The 26,763-nt window shown below is 39.2% G+C and carries 19 protein-coding genes; 12 read left to right on the forward strand and 7 right to left on the reverse strand.

Annotated elements, in window-relative coordinates:
* Positions 1-322 precede the first annotated feature (322 nt).
* The 10 genes from BK009_RS00830 to BK009_RS00880 all read left to right on the forward strand — a co-directional run bounded on the left by BK009_RS00830 (position 323) and on the right by BK009_RS00880 (position 17,917).
* Entirely contained in the window at positions 323-5,317 is a 4,995-nt protein-coding gene (locus BK009_RS00830) for a cobaltochelatase subunit CobN (RefSeq protein WP_100908773.1), read from the forward strand.
* A gap of 311 nt (positions 5,318-5,628) precedes the next feature.
* Positions 5,629-6,246 carry a tetrahydromethanopterin S-methyltransferase subunit A gene (gene mtrA, locus BK009_RS00835; RefSeq protein WP_100908774.1) on the forward strand — a complete coding sequence of 206 codons (618 nt, stop codon included), beginning with the start codon at positions 5,629-5,631 and terminating at the stop codon, positions 6,244-6,246.
* A 394-nt stretch (positions 6,247-6,640) separates the two neighbouring features.
* On the forward strand, positions 6,641-6,871 hold the full coding sequence (locus BK009_RS00840; RefSeq protein ID WP_100908775.1) for a FeoA family protein: 231 nt from the start codon (positions 6,641-6,643) through the stop codon (positions 6,869-6,871).
* Positions 6,871-7,092: a FeoA family protein gene (locus BK009_RS00845; RefSeq protein WP_157809675.1), complete on the forward strand. Its 222-nt coding sequence runs from the start codon at positions 6,871-6,873 to the stop codon at positions 7,090-7,092. Before BK009_RS00840 ends, BK009_RS00845 begins: the two co-directional genes overlap by 1 nt.
* 32 nt (positions 7,093-7,124) lie before the next feature.
* Positions 7,125-9,299: a ferrous iron transport protein B gene (feoB, locus tag BK009_RS00850; protein WP_100908777.1), complete on the forward strand. Its 2,175-nt coding sequence runs from the start codon at positions 7,125-7,127 to the stop codon at positions 9,297-9,299.
* Positions 9,300-9,991: 692 nt separating this feature from the next.
* Positions 9,992-11,209 carry a permease gene (locus BK009_RS00860; RefSeq protein ID WP_100908779.1) on the forward strand — a complete coding sequence of 406 codons (1,218 nt, stop codon included), beginning with the start codon at positions 9,992-9,994 and terminating at the stop codon, positions 11,207-11,209.
* A 367-nt stretch (positions 11,210-11,576) separates the two neighbouring features.
* Positions 11,577-15,908 carry a cobaltochelatase subunit CobN gene (locus BK009_RS00865; protein ID WP_100908780.1) on the forward strand — a complete coding sequence of 1,444 codons (4,332 nt, stop codon included), beginning with the start codon at positions 11,577-11,579 and terminating at the stop codon, positions 15,906-15,908.
* Between the two features lie 261 nt (positions 15,909-16,169).
* Complete coding sequence (locus BK009_RS00870; RefSeq protein WP_100908781.1) at positions 16,170-16,898, forward strand: DUF2162 domain-containing protein; 729 nt, start codon at positions 16,170-16,172, stop codon at positions 16,896-16,898.
* Between the two features lie 46 nt (positions 16,899-16,944).
* A complete protein-coding gene (locus BK009_RS00875) occupies positions 16,945-17,613 on the forward strand; it encodes a MotA/TolQ/ExbB proton channel family protein (protein ID WP_100904613.1) in 669 nt (222 codons plus the stop codon).
* Positions 17,582-17,917, forward strand: coding sequence for a DUF2149 domain-containing protein (locus BK009_RS00880; protein WP_100904612.1), 336 nt, complete (start codon positions 17,582-17,584; stop codon positions 17,915-17,917). The genes BK009_RS00875 and BK009_RS00880 overlap by 32 nt, the downstream gene beginning before the upstream one ends.
* A gap of 135 nt (positions 17,918-18,052) precedes the next feature.
* Here the strand turns inward: BK009_RS00880 and BK009_RS00885 are convergent, their stop codons facing one another.
* Positions 18,053-19,378, reverse strand: coding sequence for a glutamine synthetase family protein (locus BK009_RS00885; RefSeq protein ID WP_100904611.1), 1,326 nt, complete (start codon positions 19,376-19,378; stop codon positions 18,053-18,055).
* 244 nt (positions 19,379-19,622) lie between these two features.
* Between BK009_RS00885 and BK009_RS00890 the strand changes: the two genes are divergently transcribed.
* Together BK009_RS00890 and BK009_RS00895 are read left to right on the forward strand one after the other, a co-directional pair.
* Positions 19,623-20,306 (forward strand): HisA/HisF family protein, encoded by a 684-nt coding sequence (locus BK009_RS00890; RefSeq protein ID WP_100904610.1) that lies wholly within the window; start codon positions 19,623-19,625, stop codon positions 20,304-20,306.
* A gap of 209 nt (positions 20,307-20,515) precedes the next feature.
* On the forward strand, positions 20,516-21,415 hold the full coding sequence (locus tag BK009_RS00895; protein WP_100904609.1) for a PfkB family carbohydrate kinase: 900 nt from the start codon (positions 20,516-20,518) through the stop codon (positions 21,413-21,415).
* Positions 21,416-21,552: 137 nt separating this feature from the next.
* Here BK009_RS00895 and BK009_RS00900 read toward each other — a convergent pair whose 3' ends face one another.
* From BK009_RS00900 to BK009_RS00925, 6 genes are all read right to left on the reverse strand, one after another.
* Positions 21,553-21,747, reverse strand: a complete 195-nt coding sequence (locus BK009_RS00900; protein WP_100904608.1) for a hypothetical protein — start codon at positions 21,745-21,747, stop codon at positions 21,553-21,555.
* Between the two features lie 174 nt (positions 21,748-21,921).
* A complete protein-coding gene (locus BK009_RS00905) occupies positions 21,922-22,716 on the reverse strand; it encodes a PIG-L family deacetylase (protein ID WP_100907571.1) in 795 nt (264 codons plus the stop codon).
* Positions 22,717-22,891: 175 nt separating this feature from the next.
* The gene (locus tag BK009_RS00910) at positions 22,892-23,878 is read right to left on the reverse strand and encodes a sortase domain-containing protein (RefSeq protein WP_100908782.1); all 987 of its coding nucleotides are present in this window, start codon (positions 23,876-23,878) and stop codon (positions 22,892-22,894) included.
* 603 nt (positions 23,879-24,481) lie between these two features.
* Entirely contained in the window at positions 24,482-25,348 is an 867-nt protein-coding gene (locus BK009_RS00915; protein ID WP_100904606.1) for an EFR1 family ferrodoxin, read from the reverse strand.
* Positions 25,349-25,369: 21 nt separating this feature from the next.
* Positions 25,370-26,038 (reverse strand): TetR/AcrR family transcriptional regulator, encoded by a 669-nt coding sequence (locus tag BK009_RS00920; protein ID WP_100904605.1) that lies wholly within the window; start codon positions 26,036-26,038, stop codon positions 25,370-25,372.
* A 161-nt stretch (positions 26,039-26,199) separates the two neighbouring features.
* Positions 26,200-26,433 carry a hypothetical protein gene (locus BK009_RS00925; protein ID WP_100908783.1) on the reverse strand — a complete coding sequence of 78 codons (234 nt, stop codon included), beginning with the start codon at positions 26,431-26,433 and terminating at the stop codon, positions 26,200-26,202.
* Positions 26,434-26,763: the final 330 nt, after the last annotated feature.

Here is a 26,763-nt window from a genome sequence, read left to right on the forward strand (position 1 = left end):
TAATTCAGTCTTCTGTTGATTATTTTTCGGAATAAGTGTAAACATATTTTGTGCCGATAAATTATTAAAAAATAGATATTTTTAATATGCTTGTTTTTTCAGATTAAAAGCTCTTAGTGGCTTCCTTGAGTAATTGGTTACCCTTGGTGGTAATAAAAAACCGCCATGAATCATGATCTTTGTATTAATTATTAATTTTTTATTACTATTAAGTTCAAATTACATTCATTTGTAATAACACAAATGTTATATATAGTATTATTATAAATTCAGTCTGACAATTAATTTGTCATGATAAAAAATGTAAAAGGAGGTGAAAAGGATGAGAAAACAAGTGACAAAACGAATAGTTCTAATAACAACGTGTCTTGTTTTTGCATTGGTGCTATCAGGAACTGTAGCGGCAGAAGATACTACGCGGGTAGGTGATTCAGGAGGAGCTGCAGAACTTTCAGAAACTCAAAACCAGAAATATTTAGAACAACAGAATTCAAGCTCTGAAAATGAATCTCAGACCATGAAGGATCCGCAAGTGTTAATTATACACTCTTCTGAAAGTACAAGGATGACTAACGATGCAGCTCATCATATCATGGACCTTATCAATCCAACTCAATTGGGTTATAAACCTAATGATAAGAGTACATGGCTTGTAAAATTCGATATAAGAACTACAACTCAGATAGGGCAAATGTCAACTGTTGATCTCAAGGCATTAATCGAAAACGCAGACATAATAATAGCGGAATGGATATTTGAACCCGGAATGAGTAATTTCAAAAATGTAATATCCGCAAACCCAGAAATACTCAAGAATAAACCCAACAAAATATTCCTAATATTGGAAAGTGACCCCTCTGTAACAAAACTTAGCCAGATAAATGGACAGTATATATTCCAGAAATCTGATGGAACTTGGATATCTGATGGAGTTATTGGGGATACAAGCACTAAAAATACTATTCTTTATGACCTTAAGAATGGAAACATTCAGAGAATAAATCAGTATAAAGCAACTTATTCTAAAGCCAACGGATATCTCTGGTTTGAAGAATGGATTGATTCGGGAATTTATTATGCCAATAAAGGTACAGAAAACTATGAAAATCAGTATAAGTGGGTCTTAAAGAAGTTTGCGGATTTGAATGGTAATCCATGGACTTGGACACCTGCCCCTGCAAGAATATTCTCAAAGGAGATGCTATATAGGGATGGAGTTATTTACACCACTTTAAAAAGTTACTTGGCACAATACCCCCTGGATCCATCTAAACCTACTGTTGGTTTGGTATCCAGTGAAGGATCATTACTTTCAGGTAACATGGATTTCTTCCAGACAACTATCGAAAAAATGGTGGCACAGGGTATGAATGTAATACCTGTAGTTGGTTACTATTCCGGAACTAATGGAACATTACCGACCAATGTTTATTCGGCAATGATCAAATTCTTTGTTTACGATCCGGCAGAAACAACCCATGTAGTAACAAACACAGATTACGAAGCTAACCCATCCAAATACAAGTATAGAATAGATGCTCTGGTGAGTTTTTATACCTTCACTCTTGGTTCAGGCTTCCTAGAACAGACCAACAGTTTCTTAAGCAACATGAACGTACCAGTATTCCGTGCCATGACTTCCACTAAAAGAAGTGAGGGGGAATGGCTTACTTCAGATGATGGTCTAATGTGGAGTGATAGTTACTATCAAATAGCCATACCTGAAACACAGGGAATAGTAGAGCCCATATTTGTCGCTACCACTGAAACAGAGATGGACACAGTTACCGGAGCAATGATCGGAAGTTACAAAGCCATAACAGAAAGAATAGAAAAATTAGCCAGCAGAGTAAAAAACTGGACTGATCTAAAATACATGGATAATGCCAATAAAAAGATCGCTTTGGTTTACTACAACTACCCACCAGGAAAACAAAACATTGGAGCTTCCTACCTGAACGTCCCGGACACCATAGTTGGAATTTTAAATAGATTAAAATTGGACGGATACACTGTAGAGGACATTCCACAGAATGGTGATGCTCTAGTTAGCTTAATGATCGAACGCGGAATTAACGTTGCAAATTGGGCTCCAGGAGTCTTGGAAGAACTGGCTAATAATCCTAACACCATCCTCTGGGATGCCGACGAGTACATAGCTTGGTTTAATACACTACACCCGCTAGCCCAAAAACAGGTAACTGAAGGACCAGTAGGATACATCGAAGAAGTAACTAAACTGGGAGTATCTTATGGGGCAAACAATGATGTTGTAAAGGCTATGACCATTAAAACCATTGATAAATGGACTGAGGAAATGATCTCCCTGGCCAACACATATCCTGAAAAGGCAACACAAGCGATTGGATTCATAAAAGACATGGGCAATGCCTTGAAAGAGGTAATAGGTGGAAATACAGATGCTTGGATGGCATTTTTCAATGCAAAAACAGCATTCCAGTCTCTGTCTATCCCTGGACTAAATGGATGGGGGCAGGCACCAGGAAATATAATGACAGTTACTCGTAACGGTAAAAAATATATTGTTATTCCTGGACTTCGGTTTGGAAATGTTTTCATAGGTCCTGAACCACAGAGAGGATGGGAAGCAGACGCCAGCAAATTCTATCATAGTACCGTAGTTCCCCCAACTCACCAGTATCTAGCGTGGTATGCTTACATCAACCAGCAGTTTAATGCCGATGCACAAGTACACGTGGGAAGGCACGCCAGCTATGAATGGTTGCCCACTAAACAAGTGGCACTATCTCAGTTTGATTACTCAGACATAATGGCCGGAGACATACCCTCTGTCTATCTGTACATCATGGATGGAGTTGGTGAAGGAACACAGGCTAAAAGAAGAGGTCTGGCTGTGATTGTCGATCACCTGACTCCACCACTTAAAACTGTAGTTTTATATGGAGGATTACTAGAGTTAAAGGATCTTCTAAATCTTTATGAAACAGCAGCTCAAGATATGAAGGAACATTACCGAAAGGCTATTGCAGATAAAGTAAAAGAGATGAATCTGGCTACAGATCTGGGAATCATCAATCCAGATAACATCAACGATGCAGACATAGAAGAGATCCATGACTACTTGGTGAATTTGCAGGATACCCTGTTACCCTATGGTCTTCACACTTTCGGACAATCATGGACTGACCAGGAAATAGCACTTCTGGCAACTTCCATTGTTTCAGTTGACAGTTCCACCAGTTCATCACTTCAGAAACTAATCTGTCAGGTTATGCATCCTACCTGGAACTATAATGATCTAACCATAGAACAGGCAGGACAACTGAACCAGGAAGCACAGAATTGGATACTGCAGATCATTACCGGCCAAAAAACGGCAGCAGAATTAACTACAGATGCTACCTTACAAGCAAAACTCAATGATGCAAAGTCATACGCTGATAAAATCAGGAACAGTTTCACATCAGAGATGGATTCCCTGGTTGAGGCACTTTCTGGAGGATATGTTACTCCAGGCAAAGGAAACGATCCCATTAAGTCTCCTGAATCACTCCCAACTGGTATAAACTTTTATGCCTTAGATGAGAGTAAAATGCCTACCCAGGTTGCCTGGGATCTTGGTAAAAAACTGGCAGATATGGCCTTAGCCCAACTGGATAATATTCCGGAGAAGATAGCAGCGGTAGTATGGTGTGTGGAAACAGCCCGTGATGATGGTACCATGGTATCGTTTGTGCTTAGAATGCTGGGGATACAGCCCTGGACGTACAACACAGTCAGTAAGAAGTGGGAAATGAAATACACCGCCACTCCAATGGCAACCCTTTTAAGCGATCTCAATGCAGTAAGGACTGCTAATGGTTTAGCAGCAGTAACCAAAAGACCAAGAGTTGACGTGGTTGTAACTACCAGCGGCTTATTCCGTGATCTATTCCCCAGACTCTTGACCAACATGGACCGTTCCTATCGACTTGCTCTAGCAGCATCATACAACCAGATCGTTGTACAGTATCCTCAACTGACTACTGCCCTTGATTATGTGCTGCTAACACTGGTAGATGCCAAATACACCAACTTCAAAGGAGATGAATCCCTGGATCAGAACTATATAGCCAAACACTGGATTGAATCCACTTTAGGATTTATAGGTCAGGGAATATCATCTAATGAGTCTGGAGAACTCGCCATAACTCGAATATTCGCACCACCTGTGGGTGAATACGGTGCTGGTGTTAACAAGGCAGTTGAACAGAGCTGGACTTGGGAGAACAGGGAAGAAGTAGCGGATGTTTATATCAACCGTATGAGTCACTCCTACACCGAGCGAAACTGGGGCATCAGCAACCCTGATTTATTCAGAGAACTTCTTAAAGGCATCGAAATAGCATACCACAGTCGATGCACAAACTTATATGGTGTACTCGACAACGACGACTACTACGATTACTATGGTGGATTATCTATGGCCATTGAGATGATGAACAATGGAAAAGCACCAAACCTCAACGTACTGTACTATGCCAACACCAACAACCCTCAAATATACTCACTGCAACAGTTCATGGCGCAGGAAATGAGGAGTCGGTACTTCAACCCTGAATGGATACAGGGAATGATGGGTGAAGGTTACAGTGGGGCTAGATACATTTCCAACAAGTTTGTATCATACTTGTGGGGGTGGCAAGTTACCAGTCCAAGCACAGTCAAGAACTGGATGTGGGAGGAAGTAGCCAATACCTATGTTAAGGATCAGTACAATTTAGGAGTTACTAAATGGCTTTCCACGGGAAACAATGCCTATTCTATGATCAGCATCACAGGAACTTTGCTCACAGCAGCATACGAGGGTTACTGGAAAACTGATCAAGCTACTCTAAATATGGTGAAAAATACTTGGGCTCAGTTGATAGCCACCAATGGTGTGGCCTGTTGTGACTGTAGCTGCGGAAACCTGGCCATGATAGAATGGGCTTCTAAAAACTTGAATCCTGATCTTCTAGCCAAGTTGAATTCGGAGATTTATAAAGCAACAGGTAATTCTCAGTTTGCACCCGGCCAAATTCCAAGTCAAACCCAACAACCTGCCACCCGGTCTCAAACTACTGGTTCAACTGCCAGTGCAACATCTCAGAGTATTAGTGATTCTGATGGTTCTAGTGAGCGGCCCAAGTCCGAAGAAAGTACCAGCCCTGGTGATATTGGACATGCTAAGGCATATGAGGTTAGTGATGGGGGTAATTCGGGATCATCAGATTCGGGATTGCCTTTAGCTGCAATAGTTGGGGTCATTGCTTTGGTTTGTCTAATTGGATATGGATATTTCCGAGGCCGGTAAATAATATCTCCCCTATTTATTTTTTCGGGGTATATCATTTTTTTAAATATTTTTCTTTGCATAGTTTTTGAACTCATATCTGGTTTTTGGGGAATAAGGCGACTTATGATGTATAATTCCATCAATTCGGCACTGTTAGGAAAAATAAGGAGCTTTAATGGATTAATGGTTTTAATATGTTGTAGTTGTTTTCGATTATCCATTGAGTTATTTAATTTTACTTGATTAATAATAAAGTAAAATGGAAATATTTATATTCTGAGAAATCAGATAAAATAATGATCATTTAATCTAGACACGGAGGTGTTATATTGGTTGAAAAGAAAGAACCAGCAGAAGGATGGCCAGTTATAAATGGAGATTACATAGTGGGGGATCCAAAAAGTTGTGTGGCTGGTGCTACCCTTGCTTCCCATATTGAAGAAGTGCTGGTGGATGGAGGGGCAGCAATTGCCGGGCCCTGTAAAACCGAAAACCTGGGAATTGAAAAGATGGTGGCTAACCTTATTTCCAATCCCAACATCAGATTCCTGATCCTTTGCGGTTCAGAGGTGCAGGGGCACATCACCGGTCAAAGTATTGAGGCCCTCCATTCCAGTGCTGTGGATCCGGAAAAAAGGAAGATAGTAGGGGCCACTGGTGCCATCCCTTTTATAGAAAACTTACCGGATGATGCTATAGAACGTTTCCAGCAGCAGTTGGAGATAGTGAGCATGATCGATGTGGAAGATGCAACGACAATCCAGTCAAAGGTCAAGGAGTGCATTGAAAAGGATCCCGGAGCTGTAGAGTCTGAAACAATGGTTATAGAATTGGAAGAAGAGGGGAGTGATGTTGGAATGATTACCCAAATAGAAGATGGATGTGAAGGGGTTGGATCACTCTATCCCAAACCGGTTTTAAAGATATGTATGGAGGAAAAAACATGAAAAAAGAACATTATTTTTTAACATTAATTTTTTTTAAATAGTATTTACTTCTATTTTCTCTGTAATTAGTACAATACATCATGAACTAACTATAATACAGTTTGGATAATAGACTCATTTTGATTCACCACTTCACTGAAAACTGGATTATATACATTTAATGTGATATTATGCCAATTTAAGCATTTAAATTTATTTAAATAACCTTAATTTTTGTTATTTTTATAAATACAAGTGTTTGGTTAAATTTTGTGCAATGTTTTTAAGAGTCAAAACATTTATAAAGGATGAAAAAGTTAGGTATACCTAAGAAAGTTAGGTAATCCTAATAAAGTTAGGGTTTCCTAACTTTAGACTTGGTTACAAATAACAAAAAAAAGTGAGGCACTTTAACATGATTAAATCGTTAAATAATTTAAAACAAGGCGAAATCGGAGTAATAAAAGCCTTTAAAGGTAAAGGTGAAGTCAGAAAACATTTAATGGAAATGGGTTTTGTTCGTGGGTCTGACATTAAGGTGGAAAGAGTAGCACCTCTGGGAGATCCAATTGAAGTAAAAATAAAGGGATATTCCCTTTCCCTACGGAAGGAAGACGCAAAACAAATTGAGATCGAGATAAAATGATGAGCTTAGCAATGGCTACTGAAAATGATAATCTGAGAATCGTCCAGGTATGGCACGGTGGAAAATTTAAAAAGAAACTCTCAGAGATGGGGATATACAAAGATTCCCAGATAAAGGTCATAAAAAATGACATCCCAGGACCATTAATTGTGGATGTTAAGGGGTCACGACTTATCATTGGACGAGGACAGGCACAGAAGATAATGGTCGATTTTAGTTAAAATAATCTCATGAATGACTAAAGGTAGTTAAAATGGATAAAATAAGAATAGCCCTAGCAGGAAACCCCAATGTGGGAAAAAGTACCCTTTTCAACCGTTGGACTGGGATGAGACAGCATGTTGGGAACTGGCCTGGTAAAACCGTGGAAAAAAAGAAAGGAACCTTCCAATACAACCAGCAGGAAATAGAAGTGGTTGATCTTCCAGGAAACTACAGCCTCACTGCCTACTCAGTGGAAGAACTGGTTTCCAGAGATTACATTGTGGGTGAAAAGCCCGATGTCATTGTTAATGTTATTGATGCTGCTAATATTGAGAGAAATCTTTATTTAACTGTTCAAATGATGGAATTAGGTGCCAACCTGGTTCTGGCACTTAACATGAATAAATTCGCCCGGGAAAAAGGGCTGAAAATCAACAAAAAACAACTTTCACAACTTTTAGGAGTACCAGTAATTGAAATTGAAGCAGTGGATGAAACTGGTAGTGAAGAACTCCTTAAAACTATATTAAAAATTTCAAAATCTCCAAACATTGTCTTGGGTAGATTAGAATACGGGAATGAAGTATCTGAACACGTAAAACAGATTGAAAATATCATTAACCAGGACCTCACTGGAGCAGATAATAAATCAATGTTTGATGCTCCTTCAAGCTGGATCGCCCTTAAATTACTGGAGGATGATCCAGAAATCATTAAAAAAGTTGAAGAATCTGGTAAGGGGCAGCGGGTTCTGAAAAGTGTTAAAAAGATCCAGAGGCATTTTAATAATGTTTTTGGGGATGATGCCGATGCTGCCATAACCGATGCCCGCTATGGATTTATAGCTGGTCTGGTTTCAGAATCAGTTAAAAAACCCAAGATCGATAAAGTCACCCGATCTGATCTAATAGACAGAATCGTGACCCATAAATATTTGGGAATACCCATATTTCTCCTGATAATGTGGTTAACATTCCAGATAACCTTTACTGTAGGTGATCCGTTAGGTGGCTACATTGAAGGGGCTTTCGTCTGGCTGGGGGAAACAGTATCTGCCAGTCTGGGAGAGGGATTCTTAACTTCATTTATTGTGGATGGAATAATTGGTGGGGTTGGTGGTGTACTGGTATTCGTGCCCATAATTTTCATCTTATTCCTGGTACTCAGTTTACTTGAAGACAGTGGTTATCTAGCCCGAGCAGCATTTGTAATGGATCGTTTCATGCACAAACTGGTGGGTTTACATGGAAAATCTTTCATACCCATGATACTGGGTTTTGGATGTGCAGTGCCGGGAATAATGGCAACCCGGACACTGGAAAATGAGAGAGATCGGTTTTTAACCATGTTAATCGTCCCCTTCATGTCCTGCAGTGCACGGTTACCAGTTTATGCCCTGTTAGCCGCAGCATTCTTCTCCGCATACCAGGGATGGGTTATCTTTTCCCTATACATCCTGGGAATAGTGGTGGCGATTGTAATGGCAGCTATATTCAAAAAAACAATATTCAAGGGAATGTCCGCACCATTTGTAATGGAACTTCCCCCTTATCGAATACCTACGGCTAAAGGGGCCATCATCCACATGTGGGAAAGGGGAGTGCTCTTCTTGAAAAAGGCAGGAACCCTCATTCTAGCACTATCTGTGGTGATATGGGCATTGAGTAGTTTACCCGTGGGAGTGGAATATGCTTCACAGGAAAGTATCACTGGACAAATAGGCACTGTATTATCCCCAGTATTCGCACCCCTTGGATTTGGTGAATGGCAAGCCACAGTGGCCATAATTTATGGTTTCGTGGCCAAGGAGGTGGTGGTAAGTACATTTGGTATTCTGTATGGTGTGGGGGAAGATGGATCTGGGGGAACAGCTGATGAAGCAGCTACTGCGGAATCTTCTGGTGAAATATCAAGTAAACCCGCATCTGGTGAAGTTTCTGTTGAATCTTCTGATGAAACAGCATCTGCTGAAGCTGTTGAAGAAGTAGCACCTGAAGAAGATCCAGGGTTCATTGCAGCCATACAGGAAGTATTCACACCCCTGTCGGCATATGCTTACATGGTATTCATCCTGTTGTACATACCCTGTCTGGCCACCCTGGCCACCATCAGGAGGGAAACCAACTCCTGGAAATGGCCGGCATTTGCTGCAGGATATACCTTTGTTGTGGCATATGTAGTCTCATTCGCTGTGTACCAGGGAGGATTAGTCCTGGGATTCTGAAGAATATGATTAATAAAAATTATGTTAAATATTTAGGAGGTGATTTCGTGAGTTGTCGATGTGGAATTCGTGGTAAGAGTTGCAAGGAAGATAAGGATGTTAAATCTTCCAGTGTAGATCCAGACCGGAAAAAAGAAAAATAAACCTTTTTTCCCATTTTAATATCAGTTAGGGGGTTAATATATTACATCATCCTCTGCCAATTGAAAACCTCTTAGTTACCCCCTAACTGTGCTTTTTTTATTTAAATCTTTAATTAATCTTTAATTGAACTTTTAAATCTTTTCAAGGAGTTCAATTTTTAGGAGTGTAATACATGAAATGTAAAATTTGTGGATATGTGTTTGATGAGAATGAAAAAAATGCCACTTGCCAGGGATGCCCCACCCATAACTGTAATATGATAAGATGTCCTAACTGCGGTTTTGAACATTTACCGGAAAGGAAAACCGAATCAAAAATATTTAAATTTTTAAAAAAGGGTTTTAATTTGGTAAAAAATTAAAATTAAATCCATCTGGATATTCCTAGTTTTTTCACATCTAAGGTAATGAATATAAATTGAGTGTAACATAATTAAATATATCAATTTAAAATATTAAATGTATGTTATAATAGCTTTAGATATCATTTAAAACGTTTTAATATCATAATTTTTAGAGATAGGGTCTTAATTGGGGTAATGGTGAACTATGGATTTCTTGGTTACGTTCTTCTATTTTTTCTACCAGATACTCCTTGAGAATTCCTTTTTCATTCTCTTAGGTTTTTCACTGGCTGGTTTCATTCACGTACTTCTCCCTACCCATTTACTTGAAAAACTGGTGGGAACTTCAACCTTTGGCGGAATATTAAAGGGGATTCTTATTGGTCTACCTATCCCCATATGTGCCTGTGGGATTGTACCAGCACTCATAATACTTAAAGTTAAGGGGATACGGGATTCAGTTGCAGCATCTTTTCTGGTTTCAACATCTGGATTCAGTGTGAGTTCGATTATACCCTCATACTCCTTTTTAGGTTTACCTTTAACACTCATGCGACCAGTTTTAGCTGCATTTTCTGGTTTAACTGCGGGAATTCTGGTACATCTACTTGGAGATAATCATTCCGCATATCGAAATACAACACATTCTAAGGATTCTATTAATAAAATTCACAATGATCATAATGGTTACTGCTCAATTGAAGATTTAGATGGAGTTTATTGTGGGGTTTGTAATCCAAAGGTCATTAATTCTAGTGAAAAAACGGCCGATAATTCTTTTCGGGGGGCATATAAATCTACGGAACATGATCAGGATTGGACGGATGAGATATATGATAAAGTTAAAGAAGCCATTAGATACTCTTTTAAAGATACATTCCTGGAAATATCCGCCTCAATTTTCATCGGACTGCTTTTTGCTGCATTGGCCGGTACTTTGGTGAGTATGGGGATGCCCTGGGACTTTTTAAGAACATTTGCATCTGATCCTGTGTTATCCCTCTTTATACTGCTTTTGGTTGCTATTCCACTTTACGTCTGCCCAACAGCTTCCTTACCTCTGGCATTGGCATTTATTTTCATGGGGTTCACCCCAGGTAGTATACTGGTTTTTGTCTATGTTGGTCCGGCCACCAACATGGTGGCAATGTCCATGATACTTAGTAAATTTAAAAAAAGATTTTTCACAATCTACCTATCATCAATTGTAGGTATGTCGCTTATTGTGGGATATATCGTTAATTTATCCAGCGATTTCTTCGTGCACGCAGTTAACATAACTGATTTGGATTTATGCATTGAATTTATTCCATTTTCAGCCAAACTTTTATCGGCGGCCTTGCTGGTAGTGTTGTTGGTATATGGAATGTACCGGAGTAAATTTTCTATTGGATTGAATTGTAAAAAGAAAGATTCCCGTTAAATAATGATTATTATGATTTTAGATTATTCTGATTATTTTATAGATGGATTTAAGTTTATTAATATAACTAATTTTGAAAACTCCTATTGTTTATAATTAAGCTAAAATTAGATTTAAAGGACCTATTGGGTAATAGGTCCCCTTTTGGCACCTTTAGGAAAACTACGGAGGTTTACTGGACCCTATTGGTGTCAATTTTATAGGTGTATGGATTGTCAACCATTCTTTGAACTTCATCTTATATAAAGTTTACTTGATTTATTTTAAACCATTATGGAAAAATTTATATTAAATTATATTTTAATTAATTTCAAGCATTATTGAATTTATTCAGTTATGCTCAAAAAAACAAAAAGGAGGTGAAAATATGAGAAAACAAGCGATTTTAATAGTAACAACAATTGTTTTCTCATTGCTCCTGTGTGGAGCGGTATCAGCAGAAGATTCACAGGAGGTAAATCTAACTATAGACTCAAATCCCAATTCCAATGAAAATTGTTCAGTAATTGATCCAGAAATAACTCTAAACATTAACTTGGAACATCCAGAAGCTCTCTCAGGAGATAAACTCCCTGATGTAACGGTGGAAGATACTGGTGGAAATGTTATTAATCAGATAGCAGTCACAAAAAATGGAAATAAACAGTATAAAGTGAATTTTATCAGTGATAAAACCCTCTTCAAACTTACAGTTGGTGCACTGGGGCATGTTAATCAAACAGTGACTATCCCAGTTAGTCAAATAAATCCTATGAGTCCAGTTTTATATGGAAATGCAACTGTAAATCTTAGGGCTTACAATCTACTGATAATCAGCAGCTCAGAAACTTTCGTTCAAAATTTTGTGGACTCCTATAAAAAACTCAAAAATGAGGGTTACTACTTTAACCTGTATTATTTTGGCTTGGATGAAGTAACTGACACCGAAAAACAGGAAAAAATCAGAGCAGCGGCAAACAAAGCAGACCTCATAGCGCTGCAGATGATAAGCAGCTCTTCGAAAGTTGATATTATCAAAGACCTGATTTCCGCCTCTCCAGCTCAAAAAATCTTGGGAATTCGCAGTTCCAATCTGAACATACCTGGAATTGACCTCAATGATACAGTAACCAAACAGTACTGGGTTCAGGCCGGTGAAGAAAATGTACGTAGATTCCAGTTATACCTTTTACAATCCGTGGGAATGAAATTAAAACCTGGTGAAAATGTGACAGTTGTAACCTGGCCAGAACAGGTGGTTTTCCATCCGGAAGCAACCTTCCATGATGCATCTTTAATTGGAGGGATACCTCTTTTTAAAACATGGGATGAGTACCTGACCTGGTACCAGAACAAAGGTCTTTACAAGGAAAATGCCCCATGGGTGGGGATCGTTGCTTATGATTCCAGTCTTAAGGGAGGCAACTGCCAAATGCAAGTAGAACTCTTGAAAAGTCTGGAAAGCAAAGGACTTAATGTTATATTAATCTTTGCAACCACCAATGGGAGGCTTAACCTGGCTAAAATGTTCTTCAAAGATGGTAACAACAACACCCGAATTGATGCACTTATCACCAGTTTAGGTTTTACCTACGTGTCTGGAAACTCAAGCAAGTCCATATTACTATTTGAAGACTTGAATGTTCCAATATTTGCTCCAGTATACACTTCCGACCTGGAAGGATGGGAAGACAGTTCCACTGGTATCACCAGTGAAGTTTACTGGCAGATTGCCCAGCCAGAACTGGAAGGCAGAATAGAACCCGTCATCATGGGCGGTATAGAAACATTGGGAATAGATCCAGAGACTGGAATTGTCCTGAAAAGTTATAAAGCCCTACCTGACAGGATCGACCGAGTAGCTGGACGAGTGGCCAACTGGGTGCAACTGAGAACTTTGCTGAACTCAGATAAGAAGCTGGCACTCATCTATTACAATATCGGCGGGGGTAAAGATGGAGTAGCTGCATCCTATCTGGATGTGGTCAGCAGCATTGATAACATCATTAAATCCCTTAACTCTGCTGGTTACAATGTACCAGCCAATTTCTCGTCACAGGATATTGTTAACCTGATGCTCAACGCCGGAAACAATGTAGGCTCCTGGGCTCCAGGGGAACTTGAAAAACTGGTGAATGCCGGGGCAATAACCATACCTCTGGAAACCTATCTGGCCTGGTTCAACACCCTACCTGAAACTCTCCGGAATGAAGTAATTGCAGAATGGGGGCCCGCGCCGGGAAATGTAATGGTCTACAATAATTCCATTGTAATCCCTGGAATAATGTTGGGGAACCTATTTTTAGGGCCGCAACCTATGCGTGGTTGGGGTGAGGATCCCGATAAGATCACCCACTCTCCAAGTTTACCACCAACCCACCAGTACATTGCATTTTACATGTGGTTACAGAACCAGTTCGATGCCAATGCAGTGATCCACCTGGGAACACACGGAACCCTGGAATGGCTTCCAGGAAGAAGTGTGGGGCTGGGGATTGATGACTGGCCAGATGTTCTACTGGGAAACATCCCCAATATCTACCCTTACATTGTAGAAAACCCTGGAGAAGGAACACAAGCTAAAAGAAGAAGTTATGCAGTAATCATAGACCATATGATACCACCAATGGTATTGTCGGAACTCTACGGTGATCTGGCAAGCCTCAGTGATCAGATAAAGTTCTACCACGATGCTACCACTGACCAAAGACGACAGGAACTTGAAAACATCATGATGGGAATGATCAAGGATATGCACCTGGATGAAGATCTCCAGTTAGACTTGGAATCAACACCATTCAATGAAGTAGTGGACAAAGTGGAACACTACTTGGAAGAACTGGCCAAGACCATGATGCCTTATGGTCTTCACACATTTGGACAGGCTCTGGAGGGAGATTTACTGGAGCAAATGATAGAATCCATCGTGAGTTTTGACCCGGTTAACCGGGATAACCAGGCTTACCGAGATGAGCTACGTCAGAAGCTCAGCCAGAACTATGAAATGGAAAATTTATTAAGGGCTTTAAATGGGGAGTACATCTCCGCATCTCTTGCAGGAAGCCCCATACGTAAAACTGATGTCATACCAACTGGTATGAACTTTTACTCCTTCGACCCACGTTATGCGCCGGATAAAGCTTCATGGGAGATTGGAAAGAAAATGGCAGATGATCTGTTACAGGATTTCTACAACGCCAATGGCCATTACCCTGAAAGCGTGGGGGTGGTTTTATGGGCTATTGAGACCATGCGTACCAATGGACAAACCATAGCCATGATCCTACGATTAATGGGTCTTGAACCGACTTATGCCTCTTCAGGATACTTCAATGGAGTCAAAGCTACACCTTTATCAGAACTCAACCGCCCACGGGTGGATGTAATGGTATCCATGAGCGGTCTATTCAGAGACACCTTCTCCTACACGGTAGAACTTTTAGATGATGCTTTCAGAATGGTTTCCAAACTCGATGAAAGTAACACCGACAATTACGTCCGGAAACACTACCTTGAAGATCTTGAAAAGTACCTAGCTCAAGGAATGAATACAGAGGACGCTGAATTATATGCTATGGCCCGTATTTTCGGACCACCGGCAGAAGCCTATGGAACTGGTTTAAGTGAATTAACCACCACCACCTCGGGGTGGGATGATTTGTCAGATCTGGTGGACACCTACTTAGCACGGAATTCCTACTTCTACGGGCGGAACATCCAAGCCAAGAGTGGGTTAAACGCATTTATAAACCAGTTAACCCGTATTGAAGCAACAGTCCAGGTTAGGGATGGTTTATATGGTGTATTTGACAATGATGATGTTGTCCAGTATTTGGGGGGCCTTACTATGGCTGCTAAATATTTATCAGGCCGTGATGTGCAAGTATATATTGCCAACACTAGAACGACACCCAAAATCGAGACTCTCTCCACTTTCATCAACAATGAAATAAGAACACGCCTTTTAAACCCTAAATGGGCAGAAGGCATGCTCAAAAATGGTTTCTCGGGTGCTCATGAAATCACCGACCATATGGAAAATATGTTCCGATGGAATGCCATACAACCGGATTCAGTGAAAGAGTGGATGTGGCAATCGACAGTTGAAACCTACATGTTTGATTCAGCCATCAGGAGCCAGTTTTTAAGTGCCAATCCCTATGCTTTTGCTTCTGCAGCTGCTTGGGCTTTGGAAGCTATCCGCAGAGGTATGTGGGCGCCAGATGCTGCAACCACCACCCAGCTCAAGGACATTTATATGAATGCCATTCGTGAGTACGGTGTTGTCTGCTGTCACCACACTTGTGGTAACGTTGATTTCACCAATTTTGTGGTAGTGGGTTCTTCTTTGAGTTCAGAACAGCTTCAAGAGTTTGCTGCTATTATGGAAGCGGCTACTGGTGAACCTGTAACTTTGGGTTCTACTGGAACTCCTTCTCAGCCAACAGCTTCAGCATCTTCCAGCGGGGCATCATCTTCAGTTGGTGGATCATCTGGGGGTGAACCAGCCACTGAAAGTGGAACTCAGAGTGCATCTGAATCACAATCCTCATCTGATGAATCTGCAGGTACTGATGGATCTTCCAAGTCTTATGAGGTGTCTGAAACCAGTTCTTCATCCCCTCAGTCCAGCATGCCTATTGCAGCTATTGTGGGAGTGTTGATACTGGTTGGTCTGGTAGGATTTGGTTACTTCCGTGGAGCTATCTTCAAGAGATAAAAATATTTTTAACCCATTTTCTTTTTTTGGGAAATCCCATTTTTGGGAAAAATTAAGTTTTCACATTAAAAAAATTTCTAATGGTGATCCAATGTGTATTACATTTTCGATTCAAAATGGCCATAAAGTCCTAAATTCATTTAAAGTATTACATAATGTTTGGATTTATTCTGAAAAGTAATAATACTTAATAGATCGAAAATATTATAAGTTATTTGACTACAATTCTTAGTGTGGTTAACATGAGGCAGTGTGATTGAAATGATGGAATTATTATGGAAACTGGGAATACTCTCAGTAGTAATGGTTTTTGGAATTAAAATAGGACTAGCAATGGGTTTTGCAGGTCTTTCCAAGAAAGTAACTGCAGCTATAATTCTGGGTTATGGTGGTGGAATATTATTGTTGACCTTTATTGCGGGTAATTTTGTGGATCAGATCCAGGGGTTTGTTTATGATTACAGTTCTGTTTTAGGTATTGTAATGGCAGCTGTTATTCTTTATGCTGGATTCCACACCCTCAAGGAATTTAAAATACACCAAAAGGATAGTATAACTGCAACCTGCATGGCAATGATTGCTCCTTGTCCCTGTTGTTTTGGGGCAGCAGTAGCGGCTATTATTATTGCCGCACCCATGATTGGTGCTTCTGCTTTTGCTGTTGGAGAGTATGCGGCAGTTTTTCTAATGATAACCATGACCGTATGTTACCTGATTTCGGGAATGATTGGGCGTGCATTGAACCAGCCTTATCCTGTTTTGTTGGGCAATTTTATGTTGTTTGCTGGTTTTTACTTTTTAACTTCAGCTATAGTTATTCCTAATATTAGCACAGTTTTAACTCAACAGATGAGTCCTATAGATATTCCTGATATATGGACATTTGCTTATGCTCTGATAACGGTTGTTGTGCTTACAGTAGCTGGTTATTACATAGCTCGCAATCGAAGTCCTTTTGTAGATCAGACATCAGGGACTGACTCAAAATAACAGATAGATATCAATAATTTCAAAAAAAAAAATTAGGTGAATGAACATGGTAGCGATTCCAGGAAGTGAAATGTTAAGTTCAGTGTTGCACGTTATATCACAAAGCCTTCTCATACCGGTTATTGTAGGGCTTTTGGCTTTTATGCTTTATGCCATCATAAGCTTTGGGGGTCTTATATCTGAGTATACCAGTAGAATACGGATAAGTACAGATCAGATAGAAAAAATTATCAGTGATTTTACTAATGTCGGCACATCTGAAGGAATTAAGGAAATAATGGAGAAAAGTGATGTTCCAACTGGTTATAAGAATATCATTATCAAAATTGCATCCCATCCTGATATGGGCAGTAAATCCAGGGAGGCTTTAGCCCGGAAACTCATTGAACAGGAGGAAACCCTGGCAGCTAAAAGTTTGGAAAAAACAGATATCGTGACTCGTTTAGGTCCAACCTTAGGTTTGATGGGTACATTAATTCCTATGGGTCCTGGTCTGGCAGCACTTGGAGCAGGAGACATAAACACACTGGCCAATGCACTTATAATAGCATTTGATACAACAGTTGTTGGGTTGGGAGCAGGAGCCATAGCTTATGTTATATCAAAAGTCAGAAGAAGATGGTACGAGGAATACTTATCTAATGTAGATGCTCTTTGCGAAGCTGCACTGGAGGTGATGGATCATGGTAAGGCGCAGACGCCGTATGTTGGATGATAGCCAGGGAGAAGACCCCGCAGCAGGATCCGCCAACCTGGTGGATGCAATGTTAGTACTGGCAGTTGGATTTCTGATATTTCTGGTAATGTCCTGGAACATGCAAAGCGTGGTTTTTGCGGACATGTCTCAGGAAGAACGCCAGAAGACCATGGAAGCCATGAAGAATGTGGCGGAAGTCCAGCAGGGCCGTGAACTTAATGATACGCCTCAGTCTCAGTCTGGCTCAGGACAGGGATATGCCAAGAAGGGAACGGTTTATCAGGATCCCCAGACTGGAAAATTGATAATGGTAGAGGGTTGACCATTAGGTGGGCTTACCATCCCACCAAATACTCTCTAATTTTTCCTTTTTTCTTAAATCATGGTTATGCCTATTATTCGCATTATTTTTAAGGCAATGTCCTCCTTATTCAATTAGTTTCAATTATCCCAAATATTATAGCATGGGATAATATTTCTTAATCTCATAATCAGTTACCTGCCGGTTGAATTCAGCACACTCCATTTTCTTCAGGGTTATAAAGCGTTTAAATGAGTGGGGGCCTAAAGTTTCCTTCATTAAGTCTGATTCTTCAGTGTAGCTGATTGCTTCCTGTAGACTGGAAGGTAAGGTTTCTATTCCCTTTCTCATTCTCTCTTCCTCATTTAAATCATACAGATTTAGTTCCATTGGCTCGGAGAGATCACATTTTTCTTCAATTCCATGTAATCCTGCCATGAGGGTGACTGCGAGCTGTAGGTAGGGGTTACCGGAAGGATCGGGGCAGCGGATCTCTATACGGGTGGCTTCTTCTCTCCCTGGCTGGTACTGGGGAACTCTAACCAGTGCCGAGCGGTTACTACGTGACCAGGCAATGTAGACCGGGGCTTCAAAACCAGGCACCAGTCGTTTATATGAATTGACCCAAGGGTTTAGTATGGATGTTATCTCCTTGGAATATTTCAGTACTCCTCCCAGATATGCTCGAGCATATTCTGAGAGATGGTATGGATCTTCTGCATCGAAGAAAACATTCTTATCCCCATTGAAGAGGGATTGGTGGGTGTGCATTCCAGAACCATATTCATCATTGAGGGGTTTGGGCATAAATGTAGCGTAAACTCCGTGTTTAGTGGCTATCTCCTTAACAGTGAGGCGGTAGGTGACCATGTTATCTGCCATACGCAGGGCATCATCATAGCGTATGTCTATCTCGTGCTGGGAAACTGCGGCCTCGTGATGGGAATATTCCACCCGAATTCCCAGCTTTTTCAGTGCCAGGACAGTGTCTCTTCTGAGATCCGATGCCAGATCAAGGGGTGTGAGGTCAAAGTACCCACCGGTGTCCAGTGGTTCCGGTTTAACTGGTGATTTGAAGTAGAAATATTCCAGTTCCGGGCCAACATAGAAATGGTCAAAACCCATTTTTTCCATCTTATCCAGCGCCCTCCTCAGGACGTAACGAGGATCCCCTTCATAGGGTTGGCCATCGGGCTTCAGGATGTCACAGATCATCCTAGCCACTGATTTTTCCTGGGGCCTCCATGGTAAAATAGCGAAGGTTTCCGGATCAGGCATGGCAATCATGTCTGATTCTTCAATATCCTGGAAACCAGTGATACTGGACCCATCAAAACCCATCCCTCTTTCAAGTGCGTTTTCAAGCTCTTCATTGGTGATGGCGAAACTTTTGAGGATACCATTTATATCGGTGAACCACAAACGGATGAATTCAACGTCTTTATCCTGAACCTGTTTGATTACTTCATCTTTACCCAACATATTAATTCCCACAGAGTTTAATGTTTTTATCCTGTAAATTATCTAATAATACAAATCCTTAATGGTTAGAACTATTTATTTTAGATGGACACCAATAAATTATTTACATTACAATAATTTATATCCTTATTGGTGTACTGGTCCAATTAATAGTATATTTGGACTCATATTTTTTAAAGTTATGGTATTTTATATGAACAAAATTTAATAAACTTATTAAAAAAATGAAAGAATGGTGACTTCAGTGATTATACCAGTTTTAGATATAAAAAAAGGTTTAGCAGTTTCTGGAAAATCTGGAAACAGGGAGACTTACCAACCACTCCAAACAGTTTTTCATCGCTCCTCGGATCCGGTTGAAATTGCGGGTTCTCTTCGTAGTGCCGGGGCCAATGAAATATACATTGCTGATTTGGATGCCATTGAAAAAAGGGGTTCAAATATGGATATTGTGCATGAGGTTAACCAGATTATTCCAGTGATGCTGGATTGTGGTGCCAGTGATCTTGATTCAGTAACTGAAGCCCTCCAATTTGCGGATAAAGTGATCGTGGCCACTGAAACCCTGAAAAGATTGGAAGACCTTTACGAAATATTTTCCAGGTTTGATGGGGAACAGATTGTTATAAGCATTGATGTTCTCCAGAATAAAGTTCTAAGCAAATACATGGAACTTGATTTTAGCATATTGAGGGAGAATTTAGTAAAACTACAACCCACCCAGATAATTCTTCTGGATATTTCCAATGTAGGAACCGAAGGTGGGGTTAACTGGGAACTAGTAGATGAGTTTCCTGGCCTGGAAAGTTCTTTCATTTTAGGGGGAGGTATAACTGGGGAAGATATGGGTCAGCTGGATAAAAGAGGTGCGGGTAAAGTTCTGGTGGGCACCGCACTCCACAACGGTCAGATAAAACCTATTTTTTGATTTTAGTTAATTTTTTGACCATATTCATCCTTACATATTTTTCACCCTCATTTTTTATCCCTTTTTGTCTCAGTCATTACCCCATTATATTTTATGCACCATTTAGGGGGTGAATCCGTTTAATTGACTCAAAAGACCGGCACAAATCAACAGAATTAAATGTATATTGTTATCCCTAAACTTATTAATTCATCACACCAAGATAATCTATGGTTAAATTTTTGATTATGGGGCCGGTGACCCGTGACACCATCTTAAAAAGTGGTTCAACTTGCAAAGGGATTGGAGGTCCGGTTTATTATCAAGCTGCAGTCTTATCCGCCCTTAAAGCAGATGTAACAGCGTTAATAACTATGGGAAAAGATGATAGGGAGTTACTTGATCATTTTCCTCAAGATATAGGTTTAAAACCTATATGGGGTGGGGAAACCATGCAATTTGAGAATTTTTATCCGGATGATGATCCTAACCACCGGTTGCAGAGGGCCTGCATACCCTCCAATCCCCTTGAAGTTTCCCATTTATCATCCATGGACTGGGATACCTTCGATGCAGCGCTGGTCTCACCACTCTCACCAGATGATGTACCTTTGAAATCCCTAAAATATATATCAAATCAGGGGTTACCAGTTTATTTGGGAGTTCAAGGGTATCTCCGTCATCTTGACGGTCAAAAAGTTGTTTTAAAACCCTTAAGTAATTATAATAAATTTTTATCCTGTGTTGATTTCCTTTTTCTGGATGAAGTCGAGGCTGGTGTGATAATCGGGGATTCATCCCTTTCTCTGGATGAGATCTCCCGGAGACTTTCTCTTCTTGGTCCGGGGGAGGTTATTATCACCCAGGGAGATAGGGGATCCCTTATTTACTCCAGTGACCAGGATGATGTCTGGAATATCCCTGCTTTCCCTTCCAAGGAAAGGGTGGATCCCACTGGTCTTGGTGATAGTTACCTGGCGGCCTATGCATTTAGAAGACAGGAAACATCAGATCCCCATGAATGTGGAATTTTTGCTTCTCTGGTATCATCCCTGAAACTTGAAAAAAAAGGAGCCTTCCAGGGTGATAGGGAATTAATAGAAAATAAACGCGCACATTTCATCGAATAATGGGATGATTTGTTGTTAAAAAAGAGGTTTATAGTACTTTGGAATAATTAAAGGATTAAAAGGTTAAAAAAGAATGATTAAAAAAGAATTTTTTTATTCAAAAAAAATATTTAAATGAACTGTACTCCCTAAATCCATTATGTGCCTAAAATCACCGGCAGTATCAGGAAGGGCAGTAGGCCCGCGGCAAAGAAAAATACAATTCCTGCAATGGTGTAATTTCTTTTACGGTCCATAATTCCACTACAAAGTAGAATCACTCCTATAAACGCCAGTACTGGTGGAATTATGTGGGAATAAAGTAGTGATCCAAATATAACTGTATCCGCCATGTTTATCAAATCTCCATCTGGATTCTAGATTTAAGTAATTAGCCTAATTGTGATTAATCCTAATTGTGATTAATTATTTTTTTATACCCCAACTATTAACAACTTTTGGTGAACTTCTCCACTTGGGTAATTCCTTTATTTCAAAATGAATTTTCACCAATTGAATTAAACACCCTAATTCAGGTAGTAAATTCTCTCCGGACCGATACTGTATAAACCACTACTGTAGGGATAAAATGTATTGAGAATGGTATGTATATTGTAGTAAACCTGAAATGCACTTTTCTTTTTGGCAGCGTATTTATTAACGTTTATATCAGCGTAGTTCTTGGTTAACGCAGTGGTGGTTGCTCTATTATAATGGTAATAGTAGATAGGAAATTGTCTGTATTTCAAGTCCGGATATTTCTCTTTCATCTTCTGCATTCCCTGTTGACAGGCCAGATGGTCCCGGTTCCCATCTCCAGTGGTGGTGTAAAACACGGTGTAACCCTCCTTGAGATATAGATTCTCCATGGTGGTAAATACAACGTCAGAGTTCAAGGCACCATCATTAAAACTATGTATATTGTAACTACATCCCAGAATGGCCATAACTCGTTTAAAGGAGTCTTCTCGGATTAATTTCTTCCGGTAATCTGCAGTGGCATTTGAAGGAATTTCTATATTGTAATAATTAGTTACCGCGAGTAATTCGGCTGTTATGGCATCACCAGCGGTCATAAGCTCGCAATGAACCGTAGAACCGTTTTCCATGATTCTTTGGATTGTTCCCCCTACACCTATGGTTTCATCATCAGGGTGGGGAATTATGAAGGCCACCTTTTCAGGGGAAGATGCATTAGCCGTCCCATTTTGACTTTCATTAACCGCGGATCTATTGGTATCGTTCACTGAGAATATGGGATATAATGCAATAAATAAAATCAAGGGTATTGTTAAGAGTAAAATGATCTTTGTTTTCTTCATTTTCATAACCTTAAATTTATGTCAATCTAAACTATCTAGAGCCAATTAAATATAAATAAGTTATTATATTCATTCTAAGATGCATATTCTTTTGATACCCATCGATTACCTTCTGATTATCATATAAACTATTTTCTAGAAATAAAAAAAATATAAAAAATAGTTATGATCCCCTCTAATTCAGGGGATCTACTGCACTTAATTGGCAGTGGGTATATCTCTCGGCTGCGGTAAATCCTTCTGGCCAGCAGGTTCCAAGTACCAGTTCCTTATTTCCAGCCGGGAACTGGATTAAATTGGTGGTGTAATCATATCGTATATCGTTATTTGAGACCACCTTGTAAGTGTACTTCTTCTGGGTTAGATGATCATTGATAATTACAATATCACCGGTTTGAAGCTTATCTATATCGTCAAATGGTGCTGAGAAACGAGTGTGGTGTCCTAATAGTCCCATCGATCCTTTTTCACCAGGATAGAAGCTTTTTGGCAGGGAACTTTCTGGTGCGGAATAATGGTAAACAGCACCCATTGCATTTAAAGTGTCGGAGCGTATATTCCAGGTTATTCCCAGTTTAGGTATGGTTACTGTTCCAAAGGTAGGCATACTGGCCAGTTTGGTGGAGTTGATCTTCAAACTGTTTCTAACCGCATCGAAGGCCGCACTACTCTCGGATCCTTTAAAACCTTTCATTAATGATTCTATCTTAAATCCTTCCTGAGGATAATTGAATATAACACTGTAAAGAGCTCCATTGGTGTTCACCCATACTTCCCTCTGCTCGGCATTGGAACCATTTTTCTGGATTTGGTAAGTGTTGGCGTAACCCTCGTTCCCGTTAACATCGATTTTATTGCTGGAGGTGAGTTTAATATTACTCTCAGACTCCTTAGTAAGCTCGGGTACAAAATCTTTGGCAACATTGTATCCAGGGGGTGTAACCTGGCGGTTAACAGTGACATTCATGCCAGTTTCCGGGTCTTTAAAGGCAGCTACTTGAGCCCCCTGGGGGGAAACCTGTTGCCAGTTAGCCGGATAATCAAAAGAGATCTCACCATTCTGATAATGTTTAGTTTCGATATTGGCACTGCCAAATGGCACGTTGAGGACCAATAAAACTACTGCCAGAATAGCAATCCCCATAATAATGTATTTCTTCAAATAAAAATCTCCTTAAAACTTTTTTAAAATATTTAATAATTTGAATTATCTGTAAATTGAGAAATTAACTTAAATAAAAATCCCTTTACTTATCTAATGTTTTGTATTGTAGTACCATATTGGATTAAAAAGTATAATTGATGTGGTATTGATGTGGTGTCTTTTTGCCATATTCAATAATACTATTTGTGTGAAGTAATATTAACTTAGCGTGTTTTTCCCTCAATTTGAGTTTTACTTATATTAAAAAACAATTCCTTATAAATGTGTTGTTATTCCACATCTGCTATTGGTCTTAATCAAACTTACTTTCAATGTATTTTTTCATACCATTTTACGACTTATCCCTTACATTTTTTTCTCTTTTTCGTACGACATTTACCAGCATTATAATTATAAATTGTAAAAAATGTGCCACCTATAAGTCTAAATTTGATATAAAAAATATTTAAAAATTATTAATCCTTACCTTTCGGTTTATCTCCACTAATCATACTTACTCTTTGTATTTCTACATCCTTTCAATCATTTAAAAATCTCTCTTGAAGCTTTTCGGAAACTTGATAAGTGTTACCGGTGTATGAATGGACTATAATTCCTATTTTAATTTAAATCCCTCCTTTTTTGTCTAGCAATATCCTTTGCCGTGGCATAAGGATGAGGATACCTTCCATTTTCTCGGGTATATGATTTAACAAATGGTATGTCATTTACTTGTATTGATTCAGCGGGACAAAGATTAACACATGCGAAACACATGTAACAGAAGACATTTTTCTGCCATGTCGGTTTGCCATCAACCATTTTAATCTTCCCTGATAAACAGATCTTTTCACAGGTTCCGCATCCATTACACTTGGAGTCTGAACAAAAGTAATTAACCCCTCCTGTATACTCGGAAAATGACATACCTAAAAGAACCAGTTTCTCTGATATAAAATTGAATAAACGATTGTAAGGGAATTCAATAAAGTATTCTGAGTCTTTTTCTCTCGAAATTTTCTTATTAACTACGATTTTTTCAATTGCATCCAATCGCTCCTGAATTACCGATTCTATTCCTGAAAGCTCTCTTTGGGATGGAACAACATAGCCTTTCTGTGCTCGTGGTGCCTCGTTGTGGCCCATATTCAGTATGAAATGCGAATTAAGATGCTTATTTTTTTTCTTTAATATTTGATCTATTTTTTCAAAACCTCTAAATATAGTGCCGTACCGTGTTGCTACTGCAAAAATATATTCTGCTGAGTTTAAATCAATTTTCATCAAGAATTTTTTCACGGCTATGGGAATAGTCAAGGCATGCACCGGGAAAACAAAGCCTACAGTTTTTGCACTGGTTTTTATAACATCAGTATTTAAAAGACTTACTATTGGTATGAGATCTGTTTCTGGGATTCTCTTTTGCAGTTCTTTCGCCACGTGTAGTGAATTTCCAGTGCCTGAAAAATAATAAATTTCTGTACTCATATGCCCCACCACATTTTTAACTTAATTTGTTTCCTCCTCAATTTTTATAGCTTCTAACAGGAATCGTGTATGGTTAATCATTTTCTCCAAACCGAGATTCATGAAAGAGTCAAAATCTTCATCATATTTCAAGATAAAATATTCAAAAACTAGGAAAATTGCATAAGACCAGTATTCATAGGCTAGTGTTCTGGGGTTTACTGGTTTAATCATCTTTTTTTCCATCATAATACTGAATATATTTTCCCATCCTGCCAGTGGTTCTTCTAGTAGTTCTTTCTTGAAAAATTCCCTTATTTTTGCATTGTGATAGATTTCGATGCAAACTAAGCGCCATATTTTTTCCATTTGGGGGATGTTGATGCGTGCCATGAACATTTTGACACCACCCTCAAAATATGCTTCAGGGCCTTTATCTATTAAATTTGTGGTTTCTTCCGCTGGAATGTTGCTTTGGGTGATTTCTGATTTGAAATAGTCTATTATGGCATCTAAAATGGCTTCTTTGTTTTTATAATGATTGTATATTGAACCTTCTCTTATTCTGGCTTCTTTAGCGATTTCTCGTACTGTTACATCGTTAAAACCTTTTTTAGAGAAAAGATCAACTGAAGCATCAAATATTTTTTCTTTGGTGGTTTTTTTAGCTTCATTTTCGGAATTTGAAGATTTTATTTCTTGATTTGCCATATGATGAATTACTCCTCAAATTAATTTTTTGAACAAACATTTGCTCAATCTTGCAATACTATGCAAATTCTACTATAAAAAACTAACGTTTGTTCAGAATTAGGAATGCTACGAATGCGCTGTCTTTGGTAAACCTACAAAAAATGAAGTCAGGATTGTAACTAAACCAGCTTTAAGAGCACTAATGATATCTGGAAGATCATTCCACTGCTTGCTATTGTTAATATGATGGCAGTCATCCGAGGTTTGGCAAACTGAAGAGCGTATTTAATTTCATTTATACCAGGAGATCGCTTACTGACTACTTTGGAAGCGGTTTCGATTTCCACGTACTGAAAACAGCATTCTAGGTAGTGGTATTTCAAAATGAGAATAAAATGTCTAACTGCAGTCACAGCTTCCTTAACTGTGGACTCACTATACTTTTTTTCTTTAAGGTTTTCTTTGAATCCTTTAATTTTTCCCTTAAAGCTCCGTTTCCATGGTGGAAGGTCGTTTTTTGACTTTTTACAGACTTATTTTATAAGTTTGGCTGGCTTTGTTCTGTGTATTTGCAATAGTTTTGTATATGGATTCTGGTTCTTTTTTTTAGCAGATTTTGTTCGTTTTTAAGATAAAAACTCTTGAATTAATGGGTCTGAAAATATTTCTATGATTTATTGGCTTGTTTAACCAATATTTATAGTTAACCACACTAAAAGAAAAAGTATGAAGTGGGTACTCCA

Source organism: Methanobacterium subterraneum (assembly GCF_002813695.1).
Lineage (GTDB): Archaea > Methanobacteriota > Methanobacteria > Methanobacteriales > Methanobacteriaceae > Methanobacterium > Methanobacterium subterraneum.